This is a genomic window from Streptococcus sp. HMSC034B03 (assembly GCF_001838575.1).
GTDB classification, from domain to species: Bacteria; Bacillota; Bacilli; order Lactobacillales; family Streptococcaceae; genus Streptococcus; species Streptococcus anginosus.
The window spans coordinates 245,273-269,371 of sequence record NZ_KV837637.1 but is presented as its reverse complement, the minus strand read 5'-3'; the positions used below and the strand labels follow the sequence as shown (position 1 = coordinate 269,371).

Here is a 24,099-nt window from a genome sequence, read left to right as displayed (position 1 = left end):
AGCATGAATGGACTCAGAAGACGAATTTTAAACCATGCTTTGAAAAATCGGAGGAATCCTAGTTACAATCGTAGACGAGTAGGGAAAAATCTAAGCGTTTTGACGGTTTTTGTCTTTTTTGTTTTCCTAATCAATTTTGCAATTATCATTGGAACGGGAAAGAAGTTTGGCGTGAATTTAGCTGAACAGGCAAGTCAAGTGCATCAAATCACAAAGATAGTCCCAGCTAAACGTGGAACTATTTATGACCGTAATGGTTTGCCAATAGCTGAAGACGCGACTTCCTATAATGTTTATGCTGTTATTGATAAAAGTTATAAGTCAGCAACAGGAGAAATTCTCTATGTAGAAGAATCTCAATACGATAAGGTAGCTGATGTATTTAACAAGTATCTTGGTATGGACAAGGACTACGTCAAAAAACAACTATCTCGAAAAAAATTACAACAAGTTTCGTTTGGTGCTCAAGGGAATGGTATCAGTTATAGCAATATGAATACTATTCGTGAGGAATTGAAAAAAGCGAAAGTAAAGGGAGTTGATTTCACAACTAGTCCAAATAGAAGCTATAAAAATGGGAATTTTGCTTCTGTTTTTGTTGGATTGGCTCAGTTACAAGAAAATAAAGATGGTAGTAAAACACTTGTTGGAACAACAGGTTTAGAAGCTGCTTTAAACAAGACGTTAGCTGGAACAAATGGTGTCATCACCTATGAAAAAGATAAAAACGGAAATATAGTACCGGGATCAGACAAGGTTTCAAGGCAAACACAAGATGGAAAAGATGTTTATACAACCTTATCTTCGGATTTACAGTCTTTCCTTGAAACGCGGATGAATGCTTTTGTGGAAAAAGCTAAGGGAACTTATGCCAGTGCCACATTAGTTAGTGCAAAAACTGGAGAAATCCTTGCAACGACGCAGCGTCCAAGTTTTGATGCTGATACAAAGCAAGATCTGACAAAAGACTTTGCTTGGTCTAGTGCTCTCTATCAAAATCAGTATGAACCTGGCTCAACGATGAAGGTTATGACACTAGCTGCAGCTATAGACAATAACACTTTCCCAGAAAATGAAACGTATAATAATAGTGGGCTGCAAATTGCAGATGTAACGATTCGAGACTGGAATGTCAACATGGGACTTTCTGAAGGACAGACATTAACCTATGCTCAAGGTTTTGCTCTTTCTAGTAATGTGGGAATGGCTTCTCTTGAGAAAAAAATGGGTGACGAAAAATGGCTAGACTATCTTAGCAAGTTTAAATTTGGACTACCTACACGCTTTGGAATGAATTATGAAGATTACGGCGGTCTTCCAGCAGATAATATCGTTACGTATGCAATGAGTGCTTTTGGTCAAGGAATTTCGGTTACTCAAATACAAATGTTACGTGCTTTTTCTTCTATCGCCAATGATGGTGTAATGGTTGAACCAAAATTCATCAGTGCCATTTATGATTCCAAAAGCGGGAGTGCGCGTAAGGCTTCTACAGAAATTGTCGGGCACCCTGTTTCCAAAGATGCTGCTAAGTCAACGAGAGACCATATGGTGACTGTCGGTACAGATCCTATTTACGGAACCTTATATAGCAAGGCAGAAGGTCCGATTATCAAAGTGCCTAATCAAAATGTGGCAGTTAAATCTGGTACAGCACAAATTGCCGGAGAAAATGGCAGTGGTTATCTGACAGGGGCAAATGATTACATCTATTCTGTTGTGGCAATGACACCAGCAGAAAATCCTGATTTTATCATGTATGTAACTCTGAAACAGCCCTCAGAATCTTTCCAACCAATCTTCTGGAAAGAAGTTGTCAATCCGGTGCTAGAAGAAGCTGCAGCGATGAAGGATACGTTGAATTTGACGACGCAATCACCTGTTTTAAAGTCAGTTTCAAAAGAAATAACTTATAAAATGCCCTCTACTAAAAATACCAGCCCTGGTGATTTAGCGGATGAGTTACGACGCAATCTTGTACAACCTATTATCCTAGGTACTAGTAAAAATATTAAGAAAGTGTCTGTAAAAACAGGTGAAGCACTGGAATCCAATCAGCAAATTCTTGTCTTAACAGATGACTTTACTGAAATGCCGGATATGTACGGTTGGACGAAGAAAAATGCTGAAACATTCGGTGAATGGTTGGGCATAAAAGTGCATGTTAAGGGTAAAGGCTCTAAGGTCGTTGCCCAAAGTGTCAAAACCAACGCATCACTCAAGAAAATAAAAGAAATAACAATTACATTAGGAGATTAGCATGTTACAAGCTATCGTTGCAGGTGTTGTGACCTTTATTCTAACTCTGGTTGGAATACCTGCTTTTATTCGTTTTTATCATAAAGCTCATATTTCTGGGCAACAAATGCACGAGGATGTGAAGCAGCACCAAGCAAAAGCGGGAACTCCAACCATGGGTGGGACTGTTTTCTTGCTAGCTTCCGTTTTGTCCAGTTTTGTGATTGCACTTATATCAAGAGAACTCTCAAGCGCTGCTTTGATGATATTGTTTATTCTTGTTTTGTACGGTATTGTTGGTTTCTTGGATGACTTTTTAAAGATTTTTCGCAAAATAAATGAAGGCTTAAATCCCAAGCAAAAATTAGCTCTTCAAATTATCGGTGGTATTGTTTTTTACTTCTTCTTTGACACCCACGGTGGAGGCGATTTGCTTAATGTTTTTGGTTTCCCACTTCATTTAGGTTATCTTTATATCGCTTTTGCCCTCTTTTGGTTGGTTGGTTTTTCCAATGCAGTCAATTTGACAGATGGCATTGATGGATTAGCCAGCATTTCTGTTACAATCAGTTTGACAGCTTATGCAGTTATTGCGGTGGTTCAGCATCGTTTTGATATTTTAATTGTCATTTTGAGTATGATTGGCGGTCTGCTTGCCTTCTTCATTTTCAATCATAAACCAGCTAAAATTTTTATGGGTGATGTAGGGAGCTTAGCACTTGGTGGTATGTTAGCAGCCATTTCGATGGCGCTTCATCAAGAATGGACGCTGCTCATCATTGGAATTGTCTATGTCTTTGAAACAACTTCGGTTATGATGCAGGTTTCTTATTTCAAATTGACCGGCGGCAAACGTATTTTTCGGATGACACCAGTTCATCATCATTTTGAACTGGGAGGTCTATCAGGTCATGGTAAAGCTTGGAGCGAATGGAAAGTTGATTTCTTTTTCTGGGGAATCGGTCTTATAGCTAGCTTACTAACACTTGCGATTTTATATTTATAAGAGAAACGAGGTGGGGACAATATTATTTCTGCCTTGCTTTTTTGTGACGAAAACTTCGTCCCTACCTCACTAGTCTTCTAGATTGCTGAATAATCACCCCTCTGAGAGATGAGGTTAGAAACTAAAAATGCAAATTTTATCTCTGGATGTCTCTTTTTTTGTTTTAAATAGCAGAAAATCCGAAAAATATATTAAAAAATCATGATTTTTCTTGTACTTATACGAAAAAAGTGTATAATAGGTTCAATATTTAGTTGAAGGAGGGGAGTAGTTGCTATCTTCATAAAGTAGAATGGCTTATTTTTTAACTTTAAAAGAATGTTTATTCAATTTGAGTCAAAAGATAAAATTTGTTATTTTTGTTTCTTTATGTATTTCGTGGCTTATTTTAATCATATTATGCAGCAAATAACTAGTATTTTGAATAAATAATATTTTCTGTCAAAAACAGCTCTTTACTTTTTGAAAATATTCCGGTATAATATTCAATGTAACAAGATGTGACATTAGAGGAGGTTTATCTATGAAATCATCAAAATGGATTATTGCAACAGGAGTTGTACTAAGTGCTGGAATCTTATTGGCAGGTTGTGGCAAGTCAGCTTCTAGCACATCAACTTATTCATACGTGTATACACAAGATCCAGACACGCTAAATTATCTGATGGCGAACCGTGCGACAACTTCAGATGTTGTGACTAACTTAGTTGATGGATTATTGGAAAATGACCAGTACGGAAATTTAGTTCCGGCGCTTGCTAAGTCATGGACAGTCTCCAAAGATGGCTTGACATATACGTATAAATTACGTAAAGATGCTAAATGGTACACATCAGAAGGTGAAGAGTACGCAAGTGTAAAAGCGCAAGACTTTGTAACTGGCTTGAAATACGCCGCAGATAATAAATCAGAAGCCCTTTACCTCATTCAAGATTCTGTCAAAGGTTTGGATGCTTACATCAAGGGTGAAACGAAAGATTTTTCAATGGTTGGAGTAAAAGCTCTAGATGACTATACAGTACAGTATACACTCAGCCGTGCAGAGACTTATTGGAATTCAAAAACGACCAATAATATCCTCTTCCCAGTTAATGCAGATTTCTTGAAATCACAAGGAAAAAATTTTGGTTCTGTAAAACCAACCAGCATTCTATACAATGGTCCTTATCTATTGAAGTCTCTGACAGCCAAGTCTTCTATGGAATTTGCTAAAAATCCTCATTACTATGATAAAAAGAATGTTCATTTGGATAACATTAAATTGACATATTATGACGGCTCTGACCAAGAAGCCCTTATCCGTAACTTCACAGATGGTGCCTATAGTGCAGCTCGTCTTTATCCAAATAGCTCTAGTTTTGCTTCTGTTAAGAAACAATATGCTAACAATATCATCTATAGTTTGCAAGATGCGACCAGCTACTATTATAACTTTAATTTAAATCGTCAGTCTTACAACCATACATCGAAGAAAACAGATGCTCAAAAGGCTGCGACACAAGAAGCGGTGCTAAACAAAGCTTTCCGTCAAGCTATCAACTTTGCCTATAATCGTACTTCTTATGGTGCACAAAGTAATGGGAAAGACGGAGCAACAAAGGTATTGCGGAACACACTCGTGCCACCAACATTTGTTTCTATCGGTGATAAAACGTTTGGTGATGTTGTGTCTTCTAAGCTAGTAAACTATGGCTCAGAATGGTCAAACATGAATTTAGCCGATGCACAAGATGCTTATTACAATCCAGAAAAAGCTAAAGCAAAGTTTGCTCAAGCTAAAGCAGAACTGCAAGCAAAGGGTGTTCAGTTCCCTATCCACTTAGATGTACCAGCTGATCAGACAAGTAAAATTGGTGTTCAATGGGAAAGTTCCATGAAGCAATCTGTTGAGTCCGTCTTGGGCACAGAAAATGTTGTCATTGATATTCAACAAATGAGTTCAGATGAATTAAATAATATCAGTTATTTTGCTAATACAGCTGCTCAAAAAGACTACGATCTGTATAATGGTGGTTGGTCTGGTGACTATCAAGACCCATCTACTTATCTAGATACTTTGAATACAAAAAATGGTGGTAGTTTACAAAACTTTGGTCTGGAACCAGGTCAAGAAAATGATAAGATCAAGGCAGTTGGACTGGACACATATACAGAGATGCTAGCAGAAGCAAATGCTGAAACCAATGAAACTACACGCTATGAAAAATATGCCGAGGCACAAGCATGGTTAATCGATAGTGGCTTGACAATGCCAAACCTCTCTCTTGGAGGAACACCGTCCGTGACGAAAACAGTTCCATTTAGCCGTTCTTACTCATTAGTTGGAATCAAAGGTGCTTCAAGCAGTTACTTTAAATATGTCAAATTGCAAGACAAAATTGTAACAACAAAAGAATACGAAAGTGCTAAAAAGAAATGGCTAAAAGAAAAAGAAATCTCTAATAAAAAAGCACAAGATGACTACGAAAATCATGTGAAATAAAACAAATGTAAGAAACTTCTACAAACGATAAGCTTCGTAGGAGTTTCTTTTTGTTGTCATGTCTAAAGAACATATATTGAAGAAGTTTCAAACAAGAGTTGGCATTAGGGAGTGATTTTAAGTGCTGACAGATACATTTTTTCAAAAAATTTTCTTGACAAGGAGTTTCTATCCTGTTATACTAATAAGGTACTCAATCGCGGGGATGGCGGAATTGGCAGACGCGCAGGACTAAGGATCCTGTGACCGCTTTAGGTCGTGAGGGTTCAAGTCCCTCTCTCCGCATCAGGTAAGCTGGCTTCGGCCGGTTTTTTTGTTTCATTATTTTTGAAATGTGAGGAAAGAAAAACAGTTTTATAATAGAAAACGCTTAAAAGGTTAGGAAATGCTGGTATTTTTTCCTAAAAAGTGATAAAATAAACAATGTAAATGGGAAACCCCATAAAAATAAATAGGAGGCCTAATACTAATGGCAATCGTTTCAGCAGAAAAATTTGTCCAAGCAGCTCGTGACAATGGTTATGCAGTTGGTGGATTTAATACAAACAACCTTGAGTGGACTCAAGCTATCTTGCGTGCAGCAGAAGCTAAAAAAGCTCCAGTTCTTATCCAAACTTCTATGGGTGCTGCTAAATATATGGGTGGTTACAAAGTATGTAAACTTCTCATCGAAAACCTTGTAGAATCAATGGGAATTACTGTACCAGTTGCTATTCATCTTGACCATGGTCATTATGAAGATGCACTTGAATGTATCAAAGTTGGTTACACTTCAGTTATGTTTGATGGTTCTCATCTTCCAGTTGAAGAAAATCTTGAAAAAGCTCGCAAAGTGGTTGAATTTGCGCATGCAAATGGCGTGTCAGTAGAAGCTGAAGTTGGTACAATCGGTGGTGAAGAAGATGGTATCATCGGTGATGGTGAATTGGCTCCAATCGAAGATGCAAAAGCAATGGTTGAAACTGGAATTGACTTCCTTGCAGCAGGTATTGGGAACATTCATGGACCATACCCAGCTAACTGGAAAGGTCTTCACCTTGACCACTTGCAAAAATTGACAGAAGCTGTTCCTGGATTCCCAATCGTACTTCACGGTGGTTCAGGTATTCCTGACGACCAAATCCAAGCAGCAATTAAACTTGGTGTTGCTAAGGTAAATGTAAACACTGAATGTCAAATTGCCTTTGCAAAAGCTACTCGTAAATTCGTTGCTGAATACGAAGCAAACGAAGCAGAATACGATAAGAAGAAACTCTTTGACCCACGTAAATTCTTGAAACCAGGTTTCGAAGCAATTACAGAAGCTGTTGAAGAACGTATTGACGTATTTGGTTCAGAAGGTAAAGCTTAATCGCTTACTAAATAAACAAGAAAATCTCGCCTTGTGCGGGATTTTTGTTGAATAAATAAAAGATAAAAATTTGTTGGCAGGAATGGGAGAGAGGAATGGCTCAGATTAAAGAAATCAAGAAAGACTATCATAGACAAGGGATTGGGTCAAAGCTAGTGAATGTTTTGGAAATGGCAGCAAGACAACAAGTTGACTATTTACAAGTCAAAACAGTGGCACCGGGTCATTATCCAACCTACGATAGAACGAATGCTTTCTATCAGGCTCAAGGTTTTAAAAAATTAGAAATCTTCCCTCAGCTGTGGGATTCACACAATCCCTGCATGGTTTTAATCGAGAAAATTTCCTAAAAACTTCTTGACAAAAAAATTGACGTGTTAGAATAAGTATGTGTTGAATGCCGATTTAGCTCAGTTGGTAGAGCAACGCACTCGTAACGCGTAGGTCGTAGGTTCAAGCCCTATAATCGGCATCATTGAAGGTCTTCATTGAATTGAAGGCTTTTTTGTTGTTTATACAGTACGTAAAAAGGGGCTATAATCTGGTCAGCTCATGAAAAACAAGTAAGTTATTCAGATTTCACGACCACTTACCTATCCGAATGAACCACTTACTGAAAATCGCTTGAATTTCATGTGACAATTGTTATAATAAAATAAAGAAAAGCGAGGGGAGCGTTTATGAAAATTCGAGTAGAGTTAGATTCGAATCTGGAAGAAGCAGAAATTGTCATTAAGGCACCTCGCTTTGATGAACAGATAGAGCGCATTCAACGTTCTCTGGAAGAAGTTGCCAAGCCATCTATACTTTTTTACAAAGATACGAGTGAATATTATGTTGATTTAGCAGATATCCTCTTCTTTGAAACGGATGGAAATAAAATTTTTGCGCATGCTCGAAATAATGCTTATGAAGTCAAACTGAAATTGTATGAGCTAGAAGAATGTTTGCCGCGGTATTTCTGTCGTATTTCTAAATCAACGATTACGAATATTAAAGCAATTTATTCATTAGAAAAGTCTTTTTCAGGAACGAGCAGTATTCGCTTTTATGATACCCATAAGCAAGTGCATGTGTCTAGGCATTATTTTCAATTCTTAAAAGAAAAATTAAGTGAAATGAGGTAAATATTATGAGAAAAACATTGTTTGGAGTGGGGTTTTTGGTATTAGCCGGCTGGGTGCTGCTACAAGGAAATTTTGGTATTCCGCTTATTGATTTCAATTTTTGGCCAATGCTTGTTGTGCTTGGATTTGCTTACTTTGCAATTGAAAATTTTTGGAGAGGAAATTTATCTGGCGGGATTATTTTAGCCATTATTTCCTTAATCGTTGCAAATAGCAGCTATCACTTTTTGCCCATCTCATCTGGAACGATTTTCCTAGCAGGGATTTTGGCTTCTATTGGTATTGGCTTAATTTTCAAACCAAAACGAATTTGGGGTGTTTATCGTGGTTCAAATGCTCATCGCATTATAAATGGGGATATTAATTTTGGAAGTGGTACGCGCTACATCAATTCGGAAGATTTTACCTATGAAACGCTAGATTGTACCTTTGGCAATGCCACAGTTTATTTTGACAATGCCACGATAAAAGGCGATTCTGCGACCTTTGATATTGATGTTTCTTTTGGAAATGCTACATTATATGTGCCGAGCAATTGGCGTGTGGAGTTGGATGTAGACAATGCTTTCGGCACAGTTACCAATCCCCGTAACATCAATGAGAAAGACAAGACCCTCTATGTAAAGGGAGATGTATCTTTCGGTCGTTTGGGAATTATCTATATTTAAGACTGGTGGATTGGGGCTGCCTTGGCTAAATTTTGAAATATAGAGAAAATAGTCTTGCAAAATCATAGAAATTGTGATAAAATTTTACGGTATGTGGTATAAAACCCGTGAAACTAATCAGGAGGACAAGTATCAATGGCAAAAGTATGTTACTTTACAGGTCGTAAAACTGTATCAGGAAACAACCGCTCTCACGCAATGAACCAAACAAAACGTACTGTGAAACCAAATCTTCAAAAGGTGACAATCTTAGTTGATGGTAAACCTAAGAAAGTTTGGGCTTCAGCACGTGCCCTTAAATCAGGCAAAGTTGAACGCGTTTAATTTATGAAGAATCGGACCTCTGGGGTCCCTTTTCTTTTTGTACAAGAAAATAGATTTTTTAGGACAAGGAAAATCCCCAACATTGACTGAATACTTTCTAATTATGTACTCTCTCTTTTACAGTCCGCGTAAAATATGGTAAAATAAACTATAAAATACTTTTGAGGTAGAAACTATGACTGTAAAAATCAATACAAAAGATGGTCAAATCGAACTGACAGATGATGTCATTGCGACAATTGTTGGTGGGGCAGCAACTGAAATTTTTGGTGTAGTCGGAATGGCCAGCAAAAATGCCATTAAAGATAATTTTCAAGCTTTGTTGGGCAAAGAAAATTATGCGAAAGGCGTTGTAGTAAAGACAACGGAAGAAGGTAGCATTGCTGTTGATGTTTATACAGTTTTGAGCTATGGTACCAAGATCAGTGAAGTGTCTAAAAATATTCAAGAACGTGTGAAATTCAGTCTTGAAAATCAGCTTGGAATTACTGCTGAAACAGTAAATGTCTATATCCAAAATATTAAAGTTGTAGGAGAATAATCGTGTCAAATATTACTACTAGTTTATTTCAAGAAATGGTGCAGTCTGCATCTACTCGTTTGAATAAACAGGCTGAATATGTCAATTCTTTAAATGTTTTTCCTGTGCCAGACGGTGACACAGGTACCAATATGGGAATGACCATTGAAAATGGTGCAAAGGAAGTTGCGGACAAATCTGCTTCTACTGTTGGTGAAGTGGCTGGAATTTTTGCAAAAGGTCTCTTAATGGGTGCGCGTGGGAATTCGGGTGTTATCACGTCTCAGCTTTTCCGCGGCTTCTCTCAAAGTGTAAAAGAGAAGGAAGAATTAACAGGACAAGATTTAGCCCTTGCTTTTCAATCTGGAGTAGAAGTAGCCTACAAAGCTGTGATGAAACCGGTTGAAGGAACGATTTTGACTGTTTCTCGCGGAGCTGCAATTGGTGCCAAGAAAAAAGCAGAAGAGACTAATGATGCTGTTGAAGTCATGAAAGCAGCTCTTGATAGTGCTAAGGTGGCTCTTGCTAAAACACCTGACATGCTTCCGGTCTTAAAAGAAGTTGGTGTTGTGGACTCTGGTGGTCAAGGTCTTGTTTTCATTTATGAAGGCTTTTTGTCAGCATTGACAGGCGAATATATTGCGTCTGAAGAATTTCAAGCAACGCCTGCAACTATGACAGAAATGATCAATGCAGAGCACCATAAGTCAGTAGCTAGTCATGTGGCAACAGAAGACATCAAATATGGTTATTGTACGGAAATCATGGTAGCCTTGAAAAAAGGTCCAACGTATGTTAAAGAATTTGACTATGATGAATTTCGCAACTACTTGAATGAACTGGGCGACTCACTTCTTGTCGTAAATGATGATGAAATCGTAAAAGTTCATGTTCACACGGAAGACCCAGGTTTGGTCATGCAAGAAGGCTTGAAATACGGAAGTCTTGTCAAGGTCAAAGTAGATAATATGCGCAATCAACACGAAGCGCAGGTTGAAAAAGAAGAGCGTGAAAATAGCCAGCCAACAGAAGAAAAAGAATATGCAATCATTGCTGTCGTTGCAGGAGAAGGATTGTCAGACATCTTTAAAGCGCAAGGTGTGGACTACATCATCTCTGGCGGGCAAACGATGAATCCTTCAACAGAAGATTTCATCAAGGCAGTTGAACATGTGAATGCTCGTCATATCATTATCCTGCCAAACAACAAGAATATCTTCATGGCGGCGCAATCAGCGGCTGAAGTGATTGAACAATCTGCTGCAGTGATTGAAACAAGAACAATTCCGCAAGGTTTGACTAGCTTGTTAGCTTTTGACCCAAGCAAATCTATTGAAGAAAATCATGATCGTATGACTGCTGCACTTGCAGATGTTGTCAGTGGTAGTGTGACGACAGCTGTCCGTGATACAACGATTGACGGTCTTGAAATTCATGAAAATGATAATTTAGGTATGGTAGACGGAAAAATTGTTGTTTCCAATCCAGATATGCTGACGACATTGAATGAAACGTTCAGTAACATGTTAGATGCAGATAGTGAAATTGTGACGATTTACATTGGTGAAGATGGAAGTGAAGACTTGGCCAATGAATTAGCGCAAGACATTACTGAAAAATTTGAAGATGTAGAAGTAGAAATTCACAATGGCGGACAGCCAGTTTATCCATATCTCTTTAGTGTTGAATAAATAGAATAACTGATGAAAAGGACGACTTGAGAGAGTCGTCTTTTTTATGACATTTGTCATGTTGAGCGATGACAAAATCATCTAGTGGCGATAAAAGAGTTGAGCTATAATGAAAGTAACAAGAGGAAATATAGAGTTAGAAACCAAGTCTACAACCTGTTTTATTCTTCTTGCTGCAAGTAACTTTGTGGTAATCTAATCGTTGACCAGAAATTTCCTGAGCCAATTGCTAGGACTTCTGTATGTGTTGCATTTCCACCAAAGAAAATAATGAGGAGAAAAAGATGAAGCTGATTGAGGTGAACCATTTATCTAAAAAGATTCATGGAAAAGATATTTTGAAGGATATTTCTTTTACGATTAACGCTGGAGAATGTGTGGCGTTGATTGGTCCGAATGGAGCTGGGAAAACGACTCTCATGGATTGTTTGCTAGGGGATAAATTTCTTACGAGTGGACAGGCTAGTGTTCGAGGATTAAAGCCAACAGATGAGCAATTACAGCAGATGGTTGCTATTTTGCCACAAGAAAATACAGTAGTGGAAGATCTGAAAGTGAAAGAACTATTGAACTTTTTTCAAAATATTTACCCAAACAGTCTAACCAATCAGGAAATTGATGCTCTTTTAAAATTTACGGATAAGCAAAAAGAACAGTTGGCTTCTAAATTATCAGGTGGTCAAAAACGCTTATTTTCCTTTATTTTAGCTCTTATTGGTCGTCCGAAGATACTCTTTTTAGATGAACCAACTTCTGCTATGGATACGTCAACTCGCCAGCATTTTTGGGAAATTGTGGATGAATTGAAGAAAAAGGGTGTGACTATTATTTATTCTTCTCACTATATTGAGGAAGTGGAGCATACAGCAGATCGTATTTTGGTTTTGCATAAGGGCGAATTGATTCGTGATACGACGCCTTATGCCATGCGCAGCGAAGAACAAGAAAAACACTTTACTATTCCGCTTTCTTACCAAACTATTTTGGAAGGGTTACCTGAAGTGACCGAAATTGAAATCAAGCAAAATGCTCTGTCCTTTGCAACTAGAAAGGCTGGTCAAGTGTGGCAAGTCTTGGTAGATAATGGCTGTACGATTGAGGAAGTAGAAGTACGCAACCGGACACTATTAGATAGTATTTTTGAGACAACGCAAGAGTAAAAGGAGATGTATCATGAAAAATATGACCAGTTTAATGAAGGTTGAATTGATTTTAATGAAGCGGCAGGCCGCTTATTACCTCTTGTCTATTGGTTTGCCTAGTGTCTTTTATCTGATTTTTTCAGGCGTGATGTCAAACGACACACCAATCAGTGTACTTCGACTATATCTCTTTTCAATGACGGTTTTCAGTATCATGTCTAGTGCTTTCTTTAGTATTCCCAGCTCCTTGCAATCTGATAAAACCAATAATTGGCAAAAAATGATTCAGCACTCACCTGTTTCTATGGTAGAATATTATATATCCAAACTCTGTAGTACGCTGTTGACTTTCATGCTTTCCATTATCGTGGTCTTTTCAGTCGGGCATTTTGTACGCGGTGTTGATCTGCCAATGGTGGACTGGCTCGTTATTGCCTTGATACTTCTGGTGGGAAGTATGGTCTTTATTGCCATGGGTGTATTGGTTAGCCTCTTGCCAAGTGCTCAGCTCATGTCTGTAGTAGGCAATATCGTCTATATGGCACTGGCTGTTCTGGGCGGGCTATGGTTCCCTCTGACCATGTTCCCAAAATGGCTCCAATCCATCGGTAAGCTGACGCCAAGTTATCAACTGATGCAGGTCGTGTCTTCTTATCTAGAACACCATCAATTCAATGGTAAGGCCGCTTTGATTGTTCTGATTTATACGGTTTTGGTTAGCATTCTTGTGTTGCAACTCAAAAATCGAATTGAGGTAAAATAAAACCATGTGGGAAAAATTTAAACAAGTCCACTATATGTTTCATATTGCGCTGGTCTTTATCATCTTTCCAGTGGCGGGAGTGATTAGCGGGGAATACCCGCTTTTCCTCTTGCTCTGGACAGCTATTTTTGTTGCGGCTTACTATGCGGTCTTGTTAAGTAACCATCGCCTTATCCAGTTTCTTTCTTGGTGGTTCTTGGTAGCTTACATATATTATGGTTCTGTCTGGTTAAATGGAGGGTTTACTTGGTACATTTTTTATCTATCTAATCTGCTTATTTACGAACTAGATGATATTTCTTTTAAATCCTGGCGTTTTTTAACCTTTATCGCCTTGCAGCCCATTATTGTGATGACTAATTACTTGGTGGGTAATGTTGGTCCAGCAGAGCTACTCTTCTTTGTTGTAACCTTTCTCTTTTCGGATGGCTTGACCTTTGGTCTCCATCGGATTCAAATGACAGAGCGGATCAAGGAAGAAAAGGTCAAACAAAATGCCCAGCTGAATCTGTTCCTAGCTGAAAATGAGCGCAATCGTATTGGACGAGACCTACATGATAGTCTAGGGCATACCTTTGCTATGCTCAGTATCAAGACAGAATTGGCGCAACAGTTTCTTCAAATGAAAGCTTATGAGAAAGCTGGCAAAGAATTGCAAGAAGTGCATGAAATTAGCAAGCAATCTATGGCGGATGTACGACGAATTATTGATAATCTCAAAACACGAACGTTAGATGATGAATTGGTGACGATTCAAGTGATGTTAGAAATGAGTGGGATTCAAGTACAAGTACTGAATCAACTCAATATAGCTAGTATTGCACCAACTATGCAATCAAGCTTAAGTATGGTTTTACTAGAATTGACGACGAATATCATCAAACATGCTCAAGCAAGTCATTGTAAAATTCGTTTATATTCCGAAGACAAACGCTTAATTGCTGATGTTGAGGATAATGGGAAAGGTTTCAAAACTGTAACAGGAAAAGAATTACATTCGGTTCAGGAGCGTGTAAAAGCTTTGTCTGGACAAGTAGAGATTTTAAATTATAAACAGCCAACTAAGATTCGAGTACACTTGCCAATGGAGGGATACAGATGAAATTATTAGTAGCCGAAGATCAAAGTATGTTACGGGATGCTTTGTGCCAATTACTAGAAATGCAGCCAGATGTCGAAATGGTTCATCAGGCTTCTAATGGTCAGGAAGCACTGGATCTTCTCCAATCCCAAAATATTGATGTTGCTATTTTAGATGTGGAAATGCCTAAGCAAACAGGGCTGGATGTGTTGGAATGGGTCAAGGTACAGCAGTCAACCGTCAAAGTCGTTATTGTCACCACATTTAAACGTCCTGGTTACTTTGAGCGAGCGGTCAAAGCAGATGTAGATGCCTATGTTTTAAAGGAACGCAGTATTGCTGACCTCATGAAAACAATTCATACAGTATTAAAAGGGCAAAAAGAATATTCTCCTGAACTAATGGAAGCTATGATGACGAGTAAAAATCCCTTGTCCAATCAGGAAATTTTGGTTTTGCAAGCAGCAGCAAGAGGTCTGTCTAGTAAAGAAATTGCGCAAAAGCTTTATCTATCAAATGGCACTATCCGCAATTACATGTCAAGTATTTTAACGAAATTAACGGCGGAAAATCGATTGGAAGCAGTTCGAATTGCGCAAGAAAATGGCTGGATTTAATAAAAAGATTCCAAAAAATCTTAAGCAAACTTATAGAGTGTTTTAATTATCGTTTCTGTTTGATAAACTCTTATAAGTGTGCTATAATCTTGGAAAAAGAAGATAGGAGTTTCACATCATGTTATTTTTAGTAGTGCCAATTATTATTGTCGTGCTGTTTCTCATTCTTTTTAGCTCGTTGTATGTTGTTCGTCAACAGTCCGTAGCGATTATAGAACGTTTTGGGAAATATCAAAAACTCAGTAATAGCGGAATTCATTTGCGTTTGCCGTTTGGTATTGACCATATCGCAGCGCGTGTGCAATTGCGCCTGTTGCAGAGCGAGATTGTGGTTGAAACCAAGACACAAGACAATGTATTTGTCATGATGAATGTCGCTACACAATACCGTGTCAATGAAAATAATGTAACGGATGCTTACTATAAATTGATTCGCCCAGAAGCTCAAATCAAGTCTTATATTGAAGACGCATTGCGTTCATCTGTTCCTAAATTGACCTTGGATGAATTGTTTGAAAAGAAAGATGAAATTGCGCTTGAAGTCCAAAAGCAAGTGGCAGAAGAAATGTCTACTTACGGTTATATCATCGTAAAAACCTTGATTACTAAAGTTGAGCCAGATGCAGAAGTCAAGCAATCAATGAATGAAATCAACGCTGCCCAACGGAAACGTGTTGCTGCGCAAGAATTAGCTGAAGCTGACAAGATTAAAATTGTGACAGCCGCAGAAGCAGAAGCTGAAAAAGATCGCCTTCATGGGGTTGGTATCGCCGAACAACGGAAAGCAATTGTAGATGGATTGGCAGACTCAATTAAGGAATTAAAAGGTGCGAATGTTGAATTGAAGGAAGAACAAATCATGTCCATTCTTTTAACCAACCAATACCTTGACACGTTGAATAATTTTGCAGACAATAAGGGAAATAATACAATTTTCTTACCAGCAAATCCTGACGGAGTGGAAAGTATTCGAACACAAATATTATCTGCACTCAAAGCTAAATAAAGAATATTCTGAATTGTTTCATTCATCAAAATAGGTATCCTTTTCCGTTGACAAAACAAACAAAAACCTTTACAATATTTAGTTAGAAATAATAAAATAGGAGAAGGAAATGGCTAAATCTAACTTTGAAAAAGTAGAATCAGTTGTTAGCTGGGTTCGTGATAAAAAAATCACGGGTTATCGCATCAGTAAAGAAACGAACGCTCGTGAAATGTCTATCATTGCCCTTGCTCAAGGTCGTGCTAAAGTGAAAAATATTTCATTTGAAACCGCTCTTGGATTGATTGATTTTTACGATAAAAACCACGAAAAGTTTGAAAACTAATCGTTGTATTTTTAGCAGGCTATCAGCCTGCTTTTTTTGTTTGCAATTGTAAAATAGTATAATTTTATACGGAAATAACAAATAATTATAAAGCAGAAAGTTTATTTATTCGCTTCCTATCTAATTCTTTAGAATGAATATTTTTACAGAAAAATGATAAACCGCTTTCTACAATACAATCTATTTTAAAAAATATTCTTAAAAATTAGAGTTTTATTTTTAACAAGAAAATGTTCTAATGAATGTGTATTCAAACATTCTGTTTTGTTTGAATAAAAATTAGTTTTTAAATTGACTTCTTAAAGATTTTGGAGAGACAATAAAGACGAGACTGGGACAAAAGTCCTTAACCTCGTCAGATTCGTATGAGTTTCTTGCAAGTCGCAGTGGTTGAGTGGGTTCTATTCGGTTGATAAATAAACCTTTACAGCCCTACTCAACTGTGCGGGGGTGGGACGACAAAATCAAATTTCTCCGAAATTACCGATTTTTGTCCCACTCCCGTCGGTTGTGGATTATCGTAAGTAACGTTGTAAAAATTCTTTTGTGCGTTCTTTCTTAGGGTGAGTGAAAATGTCTTCAGGTTTGCCTTCTTCAGCAATGATGCCTTTGTCCATGAAAATGACACGATTGGAGACATCACGCGCAAACTCCATTTCGTGCGTGACAACAATCATGGTTAAGCCTTCTTGAGCAAGGTCTTTCATAATTTTAAGTACTTCACCGACCATTTCAGGGTCAAGCGCTGAGGTTGGCTCGTCAAATAAAATGGCATCTGGATTCATGGATAAAGCACGTGCAATAGCAACCCGTTGCTTTTGTCCGCCAGAGAGTTGTTTTGGTTTGGCTTGCCAGTAAGGTTGTCCCATGCCAACTTTTTCAAGATTTTCTTTGGCGATTTTTTCGGCCTCTGCTCGTTCTCGCTTGAGAACAGTTGTTTGTGCGACAATGGTATTTTCAAGAACATTAAGGTTTTCAAAAAGGTTAAAGCTTTGGAACACCATACCGAGTTTTTCACGGTAATGAGTGAGGTTATAGTTTTCTTCTAGTACATTTTCACCACGGTAAAGGATTTCTCCGCCACTTGGCTCTTCAAGGAGATTGATAGAGCGTAAGAAAGTCGATTTTCCACTACCAGAGCTTCCGATGATAGAGATGACTTCTCCGGAGTGGACGGTAAGGGAAATATCTTTTAAGACTTCATTTTGTCCGTAGGATTTTTTAAGATGCTTGATTTCTAAAATGGTATCACTCATGCCTTTACTCCTTTCGTTTGCATTTGATTAGCGCCCGTTGTGTAATCATCTGTGTCAAAACGCCGTTCTACATAGCGGAGAATGCGTGTTACCGTAAATGTTAGGACAAAGTAGATAACGGCAATAATCGTAAAGGTTTGGAAATATTGGTAAGTTTGGGTGGCAATCGTATTTCCTGAGAAATAAAGTTCAACAACGGAGATAACATTCAGTACGGAAGTATCTTTGATATTGATGACAAATTCATTCCCTGTAGCAGGTAGAATATTGCGCACGACTTGAGGAAGGACAACTTTGCGCATGGTTTGGTTATGTGTCATTCCCAGAGCAGTTGCGGCTTCAAATTGCCCCTTATCAACAGCAAAGATTCCTCCGCGGACAATTTCACTCATATAAGCACCCGTGTTAATGGAAACGATAAAGATGGCTGCGATTGTACGATCAATGGAAACTCCAAATGCCTGTGCTGTTCCGTAGTAAATAACCATAGATTGAACAATCATAGGTGTTCCACGGAAAATTTCGATGTAGACATTCAGGAACCAACCGAATAAAGTTTGTAAAAGAGCGAGAGCTTTATTTTTGGCTGTAGGAGCGGTGCGGTAAACACCGATTAAGAGACCAATGATGAGCCCTGCAATTGTACCAGTAATGGAAATGAGAAGGGTTAAGCCAGCTCCGCGCAGAAATTGGGGCCAGTTGTCTTTCAGAATCTTTGTCACTTGTCCAAAGAAAGTAGTTTTATCTTTGCTGGTGTCAGTTTCAACAGGTTGGTTTTGAATCATCTTGTCCATTAAAGCGACTTGGTCTTTGGCACTGATTTTAGCGATAGCAGCATTGACTTGTTCTAGGCGATTGTCGTTTTTGCGCATTCCGATTGCAATCGTAGCATCCTCTTCATTAACTTCAAAACCTTTTTTGAACTGAATCATTTTAAATTTTGAATTAGCGGATTCTGCTGTGAGGGCTTCGGGACGTTCAGAAATGTAGCCGTCTATCACTCCTGACTCAAGTGCTTGGCGCATTTGAGCGAAGTCGCCCATTGCAGTTTCTTGCTTAGCGCCTGTCAGTTGGGAAATCAAATTGTAGAGGTAGACACCTTGTTGAGAGGTGATTTTTGCTCCTTTGAAGTCCTTCAACGTTTTTGCATTAGCATAAGCCCCGTCTTTGTTGACCAATACCACAGGCTCACTGGTATAATAACTATTGGAAAATGCGATTTCCTTTTTCCGCTCAGCAGTTGGACTCATTCCAGCGACAATCATATCTAATTTACCTGATGTCAATGCAGGGATCAATCCATTCCAAGAAGTTTTGACCACTAACGGTTTTTTGCCCAATGCTTTTGCGACTTGTTTGGCGATTTGGACGTCATAACCATTGGCATATTGGTTGGTGCCTTCGATTTTGACGGCACCATTTTTATCGTCATCTTGCGTCCAGTTGAACGGTGCATAAGCCGCTTCCATTCCGATTCGCAAGTATTCATCGGCTTGAGCTCTATTTGCAAATCCGAAACTAAGCAGCAGAAGTGCAAATAGAGATAAGAATAATTTCTTCATATTTTCTCCTCATCTAAAAATAGCTTCCTTTCATTGTACCGAAAAATGACATGCTTTTCAATATTGGGGAAACCCTTACTTGAAAAAATGGTATAATAAAGGCAATTAGTATAAGGAGATTGCTAGATGAAAAAGTTTTTTTGGAGTATCATAATTTTTTTCTCGTGTTTGTTCTTCAGTCAACGAGTCTTGGCGGTGAGTTATGATATTGAATCCTATAAAGGCAATTTACAGATTCATTCTGATAATACAGCGACATTTGTTGAAACAGTCACTTACCATTTCTCAAGCGGCTACAGAGGACAAATCATTACTTTGGGGACGTCTGGTAAAGTTCCTCTGGGCTTTGATGTGGAAGGAAAGCCGACGATTCTAGCTTTAAGAAATGGACAACCAAAAACGGATATTACTGCTGTTCAGGAATACATTGCGGGTGGTTATAAATATAAAATTTATAATGCTGGTAATAAAGGGGATCGTGTGACTATTGCGGTTACGTGGAAACTGAAAAATATGCTGTTTGTCCACAATGACATCGTGGAGTTGCACTGGATTCCGATTAGTAACTGGGATAAGAAGTTAAACAATGTGGAGTTTCGGATTTCAGTTCCAAAAAGTTCTCAGCAGACCGAATTGTATGCTCACACGGGTTATTTTATGAAGCCAGCTCAAGTGACACGAGAGGGAGATAGCTATCTGATCCGTGTCGCTAGTATTGCTAAAAATAGAAATTTAGAATTTCATGCATATTGGGATCGATCGCTAGTAACTGTTCCTGAAAATAGTTTAGCTGTTACAAAACGCAATCGGTTGCAAGAGTTTCGTCAAGTTGAAAAGGAAGTTGCCACCAGTACAAAAAAATACCAGAGATTAGTAGACTGGGACTTACCACTTGCTTTGGTATTGGTTGGTCTAATTAGTTTGGTTTTTTACATTATTTTTCATCTTAGAACAAAATCCCGTGTAACGTTTCCTAAGCGTGCTCGTTTGTATGAAATACCGCAAGATTTGCCACCAATGGTCATTGCTTCCAATGTTTATTCGGTAGATTTGACAGAATTGGATCCGACTGAGCGACAAGCTACATCTCTGAAATTTGAAAATCTTGTCCAAGCTACTTTATTAGATTTGATTGATCGAGGCAATCTTGTTTTTACAGACGATACGAAGCAACCAAGGCTGCAAAGAGTGACGGATAAAGGTTTATCGGGTTTTGAAAAAGAATTTTTAAAAATGGCTATGGGCAACAACCAGCAGCTTCTTGTAAAAGAGCTATTTTCAGACTTTAAAATTGATAAGAAAGTGTATAACAGAGGTGAGGAAGCTGTCCGTAAAGCGGGCAACAGGGTAAAAAATCTCTTAAAATGTTATTTGAAGAATATTACAGAAAATGTGCATGAGATTATTGAGCGGGAGCAATTGCCAAATAATTACCGCCCAGTTGCTAAAAAGGAAATCTTGTATTTATATCTTTCAATCTCCTTGATGGCACTTATTATGGTTGTTTCTCTTGGTATTTTGGCCTGGATATTCTTGTGGTACAGACTGATTTTCTTCCAATTCATAGTTAGTTTTCTCATTGCCGGCGGATTTTTGTATTACCTCTGGAGAAAATGCAAAATGGTGAAACGTGATGGAGTTTTAAATGAAGAAGGGGCAGAAAACTATTATTACTGGAAGAGTTTTGCCAATATGCTACGTGATATTGCTCATTTAAAGGACACAGAAGTTGACGGGGTCATTTTATGGAACCGATTATTGGTTTATGCTACTATGTTTAATTGTGCTGATAAGGTGACTAAGGCTATGAAGCTACGTAAAATCACAATTGACAATCCGTCTATGAATGCTTTTGTTTATCAGGATATGTCGTATACCTTCCATACTAGCTCCCACGCTTTTGTTAGTTATGGCTCAGAAGCCAATTCAGCTAGTAGCTTCACTGTTTCATCAGGTGGTAGTAGCGGAGGCGGCTTCACTGGTGGAGGCGGTGGAGGTGGAGGCGGTGCTTTTTAAAAAGTGCCTCTATTCTCTCACTTGAAATTATGCTATAATGAAACAAATCAACCTTAGGAGAAGAACATGTTTATCATTGAAATTTTAAAATCCATCATCTTTGGGATTGTGGAAGGAATTACAGAGTGGTTGCCTATTTCTAGCACAGGTCACTTGATTTTGATACAGGAGTTTATCAAGTATAAAAATCAGAATGCTGCCTTTATGGAAATGTTCAATGTCGTTATCCAATTAGGAGCGATTTTAGCAGTTGTCGTGATTTATTTTGATAAATTAAATCCGTTTAAATCTGGAAAGACAGCGCGTGAAGTGCAGAAAACATGGCAATTATGGGCGAAAGTGGTGATTGCAGCTGCGCCAGCTGCCATTATTGGCTTACCTTTGGATGATTGGTTTGATGCACATTTTTATAACTTCATTTCTGTTGCTTGTATGTTGATTATCTATGGTGTTGCTTTTATTTTACTGGAAAAACGTAATAAAAACGTAGAACCGACAATTACCAGCTTAGATCGATTGCCTTATAAAACTGCTCTCTACATTGGGTTATTTCAAGTATTGTCACTCTTTCCTGGTACCAGTCGCTCTGGAGCAACGATTGTCGGAGGGCTTTTAAATGGTACTAGTCGTTCCGTGGTGACAGAGTTCACCTTCTTCTTAGGGATTCCTGTTATGTTTGGGGCAAGTGCTTGGAAGATTTTGAAGTTTATCATCAAAGGAAATATACTTGGATTTGGTCAGTTCTTCTTGTTGCTTGTGGCAATGGGCGTTGCATTTGGGGTTAGTCTCTATGTCATTCGCTTCTTGACAGACTATGTGAAAAAGCACGACTTCACAATCTTTGGGAAATACCGTATTGGACTTGGTGTCCTGCTTATTATTTACGGCATTTTTAAAGCCATTTTCTAAGCATACAAAAACTCAGCAGAGATTGTTGAGTTTTTAGTTAGTGACTTCAGTTCATTTTGTTCCAAGGATTGTAATTTAATGTCAATGAGATGACAGGTCAGTCAATTTAAAATATTTGAGGTTAATTATGAACGAAATGGGAGAGAGATTTTTAAAATTTCTGAGATAATAAACTGCTCTCGCCAGAAGTGAGAGTTTTTATTGAGCATTATATTTGATATGTTAAAATGATATAAGGATAAACGGAGGAGAAAATGGGAGATTTGTATATTCAAAAGTCAGATTATCATCTATCGTTAAACAATGATAGAGTGGTTATAAAGGATAACGAAAAAAGTATAGTAAAAGAAATTTCTTTAAGCTTAATTGAAAATATATTAGTTTTTGGTAAAGCTCAATTAACAACGCAATTATTAGCTGCCTCAGCTAAAAATAGGATAAATGTTTTCTACTTTTCAGGATATGGAAAATTTCTTTCAGTACTAGATTCAGGACGAGAAGCGGATTATGAGAAACAAGAAAAGCAAGCACTTTCGAGTTTTAATCAAGAATTCTGTTTAGAGATAGCTAAAAGGATTGCTTCTTCTAAAATCAGAAATCAATTAAATTTATTGAAAGCATTTGATGATGAGAATATTTTAGATAGCAAAGATTTTGAACAATTTCAAGAGGCTATCTTAGGAATTTCTACTGCAAAAAACATTCCAGAACTAATGGGGTTTGAAGGCAGAATTGCTAAATCATATTTTTATCTGTTAAACTTCTTACTGACTGATGACTTCCGATTTTATGAGAGGTCTAAGCGCCCGTCCAAGGATAGGTTTAATGCACTTTTAAATTTCGGTTATTCTATTCTTCATTCTTGCTTTATTGGAATGATTCGCAAAAATGGTTTGAGTCTTGGTTTTGGTGTTATTCATCGACCTCATCAACATCATTCGGTTCTAGCTAGCGATCTTATGGAAGAGTGGCGACCTGTTATTGTGGACGATACAATAATGAGCTTGATTAGAAATGAAGAAATTAGGGCAGAACATTTTGAAGAGGGAGATGAGGAAGAAGTTGTTTTAACAGCAGAAGGGATTGAGATTTTTTCAAAAGCAATGCGTTCAAGAGTTTTGGAGATTCATCAATATATTGAATTTGATAAGAAGCGATATTCATTTTTGTATATGGCTGATCAACAGATAAAATCTTTGATTCGTTGTTTTGAAACGGAGAATCATAAGGAATTTTTAAGCGGGTATACGGGAGAATAATAATGGGATTTTTTTACAACTTAGACGAAGAGGCGAAAAACTTTGCGCAGAAAAAAACGGTATTTTGCCTTGTTATTTATGATATTATTAGTAATAAGCGACGTCTCAAACTTTCTAAATTGCTGGAAGGATATGGCATGCGAGTCCAACGTTCTTGTTTTGAGATTGATGTTGAAAAAACAAACTATCATCACCTTCTTCAAGATTTAGAAAAATTTTATTGTCAGGAGGAGGGAGACAATATAATTGTTTATGTTGGTGATAAGAAAGAGACAGTCATCTTCAACTCTTATGAAGGAGCAGAAATTCTGGAAGATATTTTGTTTTTCTGAAACTTTTAATTTAATGAAAAATGTGGTAAAATATAGATATGTTTCCAAATCTTGAATAAAACAAGATTTAGGGGTCATTCTCTGAAGCTTGATACAAGATATAGGGTTAATAACCCATGTTACCTCGAGAGGGGACGGAAACACGTTTATTTTATCAATAATAATCATTGAGTTACGGTTAATAACCCATGTTACCTCGAGAGGGGACGGAAACGAGGCAGGGAGCATGTTATCCTTGCCTCTTAACAGTTAATAACCCATGTTACCTCGAGAGGGGACGGAAACTCAACTTTCCCACCTGGCTGAATCCAACCTTTAAAGTTAATAACCCATGTTACCTCGAGAGGGGACGGAAACAAAAATGCTACTACCATAAGTTCCTCCTATAAGTCAAGTTAATAACCCATGTTACCTCGAGAGGGGA

Annotated in this window: 21 protein-coding genes, 2 tRNA genes, 1 pseudogene and 1 CRISPR repeat array; of the genes and pseudogenes, 22 read left to right on the top strand and 2 right to left on the bottom strand. The window is 37.9% G+C overall.

Going from position 1 to position 24,099, the window contains the following annotated elements; translation table 11 throughout:
* Positions 1–3: 3 nt before the first annotated feature.
* The 18 genes and pseudogenes from pbp2X (at position 4) to HMPREF2634_RS09145 (ending at position 16,341) form a co-directional block, all read left to right on the top strand.
* Entirely contained in the window at positions 4–2,259 is a 2,256-nt protein-coding gene (pbp2X, locus tag HMPREF2634_RS09230) for a penicillin-binding protein PBP2X (protein WP_021001292.1), read from the top strand.
* Position 2,260: 1 nt separating this feature from the next.
* A complete protein-coding gene (mraY, locus tag HMPREF2634_RS09225) occupies positions 2,261–3,244 on the top strand; it encodes a phospho-N-acetylmuramoyl-pentapeptide-transferase (protein WP_021001293.1) in 984 nt (327 codons plus the stop codon).
* Positions 3,245–3,767: 523 nt separating this feature from the next.
* Positions 3,768–5,726 (top strand): peptide ABC transporter substrate-binding protein, encoded by a 1,959-nt coding sequence (locus HMPREF2634_RS09220; RefSeq protein ID WP_021001294.1) that lies wholly within the window; start codon positions 3,768–3,770, stop codon positions 5,724–5,726.
* A gap of 199 nt (positions 5,727–5,925) precedes the next feature.
* Positions 5,926–6,011: transfer RNA gene (locus HMPREF2634_RS09215), tRNA-Leu, on the top strand.
* Positions 6,012–6,195: 184 nt separating this feature from the next.
* Entirely contained in the window at positions 6,196–7,077 is an 882-nt protein-coding gene (locus tag HMPREF2634_RS09210) for a class II fructose-bisphosphate aldolase (RefSeq protein WP_003025917.1), read from the top strand.
* A gap of 113 nt (positions 7,078–7,190) precedes the next feature.
* Positions 7,191–7,427: pseudogene (locus tag HMPREF2634_RS09205) on the top strand (GNAT family N-acetyltransferase); the annotation flags it as partial.
* Between the two features lie 49 nt (positions 7,428–7,476).
* Positions 7,477–7,549, top strand: a tRNA-Thr gene (locus HMPREF2634_RS09200).
* 208 nt (positions 7,550–7,757) lie between these two features.
* Positions 7,758–8,204, top strand: coding sequence for a LytTR family DNA-binding domain-containing protein (locus HMPREF2634_RS09195; RefSeq protein WP_003025913.1), 447 nt, complete (start codon positions 7,758–7,760; stop codon positions 8,202–8,204).
* Positions 8,205–8,209: 5 nt separating this feature from the next.
* Positions 8,210–8,872, top strand: a complete 663-nt coding sequence (locus HMPREF2634_RS09190; RefSeq protein ID WP_003025911.1) for a LiaF transmembrane domain-containing protein — start codon at positions 8,210–8,212, stop codon at positions 8,870–8,872.
* Positions 8,873–9,007: 135 nt separating this feature from the next.
* Positions 9,008–9,196, top strand: a complete 189-nt coding sequence (gene rpmB, locus HMPREF2634_RS09185) for a 50S ribosomal protein L28 (RefSeq protein ID WP_003025909.1) — start codon at positions 9,008–9,010, stop codon at positions 9,194–9,196.
* Between the two features lie 175 nt (positions 9,197–9,371).
* Positions 9,372–9,737: an Asp23/Gls24 family envelope stress response protein gene (locus HMPREF2634_RS09180; protein WP_003025907.1), complete on the top strand. Its 366-nt coding sequence runs from the start codon at positions 9,372–9,374 to the stop codon at positions 9,735–9,737.
* A gap of 2 nt (positions 9,738–9,739) precedes the next feature.
* On the top strand, positions 9,740–11,407 hold the full coding sequence (locus HMPREF2634_RS09175) for a DAK2 domain-containing protein (protein ID WP_021001295.1): 1,668 nt from the start codon (positions 9,740–9,742) through the stop codon (positions 11,405–11,407).
* Between the two features lie 284 nt (positions 11,408–11,691).
* Positions 11,692–12,567 (top strand): ABC transporter ATP-binding protein, encoded by an 876-nt coding sequence (locus tag HMPREF2634_RS09170; RefSeq protein ID WP_021001296.1) that lies wholly within the window; start codon positions 11,692–11,694, stop codon positions 12,565–12,567.
* Between the two features lie 13 nt (positions 12,568–12,580).
* Positions 12,581–13,312, top strand: a complete 732-nt coding sequence (locus tag HMPREF2634_RS09165; RefSeq protein WP_021001297.1) for an ABC transporter permease — start codon at positions 12,581–12,583, stop codon at positions 13,310–13,312.
* A gap of 4 nt (positions 13,313–13,316) precedes the next feature.
* Positions 13,317–14,414, top strand: coding sequence for a sensor histidine kinase (locus tag HMPREF2634_RS09160; RefSeq protein WP_021001298.1), 1,098 nt, complete (start codon positions 13,317–13,319; stop codon positions 14,412–14,414).
* Positions 14,411–15,010, top strand: coding sequence for a response regulator transcription factor (locus HMPREF2634_RS09155; protein ID WP_003025901.1), 600 nt, complete (start codon positions 14,411–14,413; stop codon positions 15,008–15,010). Before HMPREF2634_RS09160 ends, HMPREF2634_RS09155 begins: the two co-directional genes overlap by 4 nt.
* Before the next feature lie 118 nt (positions 15,011–15,128).
* On the top strand, positions 15,129–16,016 hold the full coding sequence (locus HMPREF2634_RS09150) for an SPFH domain-containing protein (protein ID WP_003025900.1): 888 nt from the start codon (positions 15,129–15,131) through the stop codon (positions 16,014–16,016).
* Between the two features lie 109 nt (positions 16,017–16,125).
* Positions 16,126–16,341 (top strand): capsule biosynthesis transcriptional regulator, encoded by a 216-nt coding sequence (locus HMPREF2634_RS09145; RefSeq protein WP_003025899.1) that lies wholly within the window; start codon positions 16,126–16,128, stop codon positions 16,339–16,341.
* Positions 16,342–16,856: 515 nt separating this feature from the next.
* On the opposite strand, the gene HMPREF2634_RS09140 is transcribed toward HMPREF2634_RS09145, so the two are convergent.
* Together HMPREF2634_RS09140 and HMPREF2634_RS09135 are read right to left on the bottom strand one after the other, a co-directional pair.
* Entirely contained in the window at positions 16,857–17,597 is a 741-nt protein-coding gene (locus HMPREF2634_RS09140; protein ID WP_003043510.1) for an amino acid ABC transporter ATP-binding protein, read from the bottom strand.
* Positions 17,594–19,159: an ABC transporter substrate-binding protein/permease gene (locus HMPREF2634_RS09135; protein WP_003025897.1), complete on the bottom strand. Its 1,566-nt coding sequence runs from the start codon at positions 19,157–19,159 to the stop codon at positions 17,594–17,596. The genes HMPREF2634_RS09140 and HMPREF2634_RS09135 overlap by 4 nt, the downstream gene beginning before the upstream one ends.
* 126 nt (positions 19,160–19,285) lie before the next feature.
* On the opposite strand from HMPREF2634_RS09135, the gene HMPREF2634_RS09130 reads away from it, so the two are divergent.
* The 4 genes from HMPREF2634_RS09130 to cas2 all read left to right on the top strand — a co-directional run bounded on the left by HMPREF2634_RS09130 (position 19,286) and on the right by cas2 (position 23,675).
* Positions 19,286–21,175, top strand: a complete 1,890-nt coding sequence (locus HMPREF2634_RS09130; RefSeq protein WP_021001300.1) for a DUF2207 domain-containing protein — start codon at positions 19,286–19,288, stop codon at positions 21,173–21,175.
* A 66-nt stretch (positions 21,176–21,241) separates the two neighbouring features.
* Positions 21,242–22,084, top strand: a complete 843-nt coding sequence (locus HMPREF2634_RS09125; RefSeq protein ID WP_021001301.1) for an undecaprenyl-diphosphate phosphatase — start codon at positions 21,242–21,244, stop codon at positions 22,082–22,084.
* Positions 22,085–22,338: 254 nt separating this feature from the next.
* Positions 22,339–23,343 carry a CRISPR-associated endonuclease Cas1 gene (cas1, locus tag HMPREF2634_RS09120; RefSeq protein ID WP_021001302.1) on the top strand — a complete coding sequence of 335 codons (1,005 nt, stop codon included), beginning with the start codon at positions 22,339–22,341 and terminating at the stop codon, positions 23,341–23,343.
* 2 nt (positions 23,344–23,345) lie between these two features.
* On the top strand, positions 23,346–23,675 hold the full coding sequence (gene cas2, locus HMPREF2634_RS09115) for a CRISPR-associated endonuclease Cas2 (protein WP_021001303.1): 330 nt from the start codon (positions 23,346–23,348) through the stop codon (positions 23,673–23,675).
* Between the two features lie 105 nt (positions 23,676–23,780).
* A CRISPR array of direct repeats spans positions 23,781–24,099; the repeat unit is 30 nt; unit sequence GTTAATAACCCATGTTACCTCGAGAGGGGA.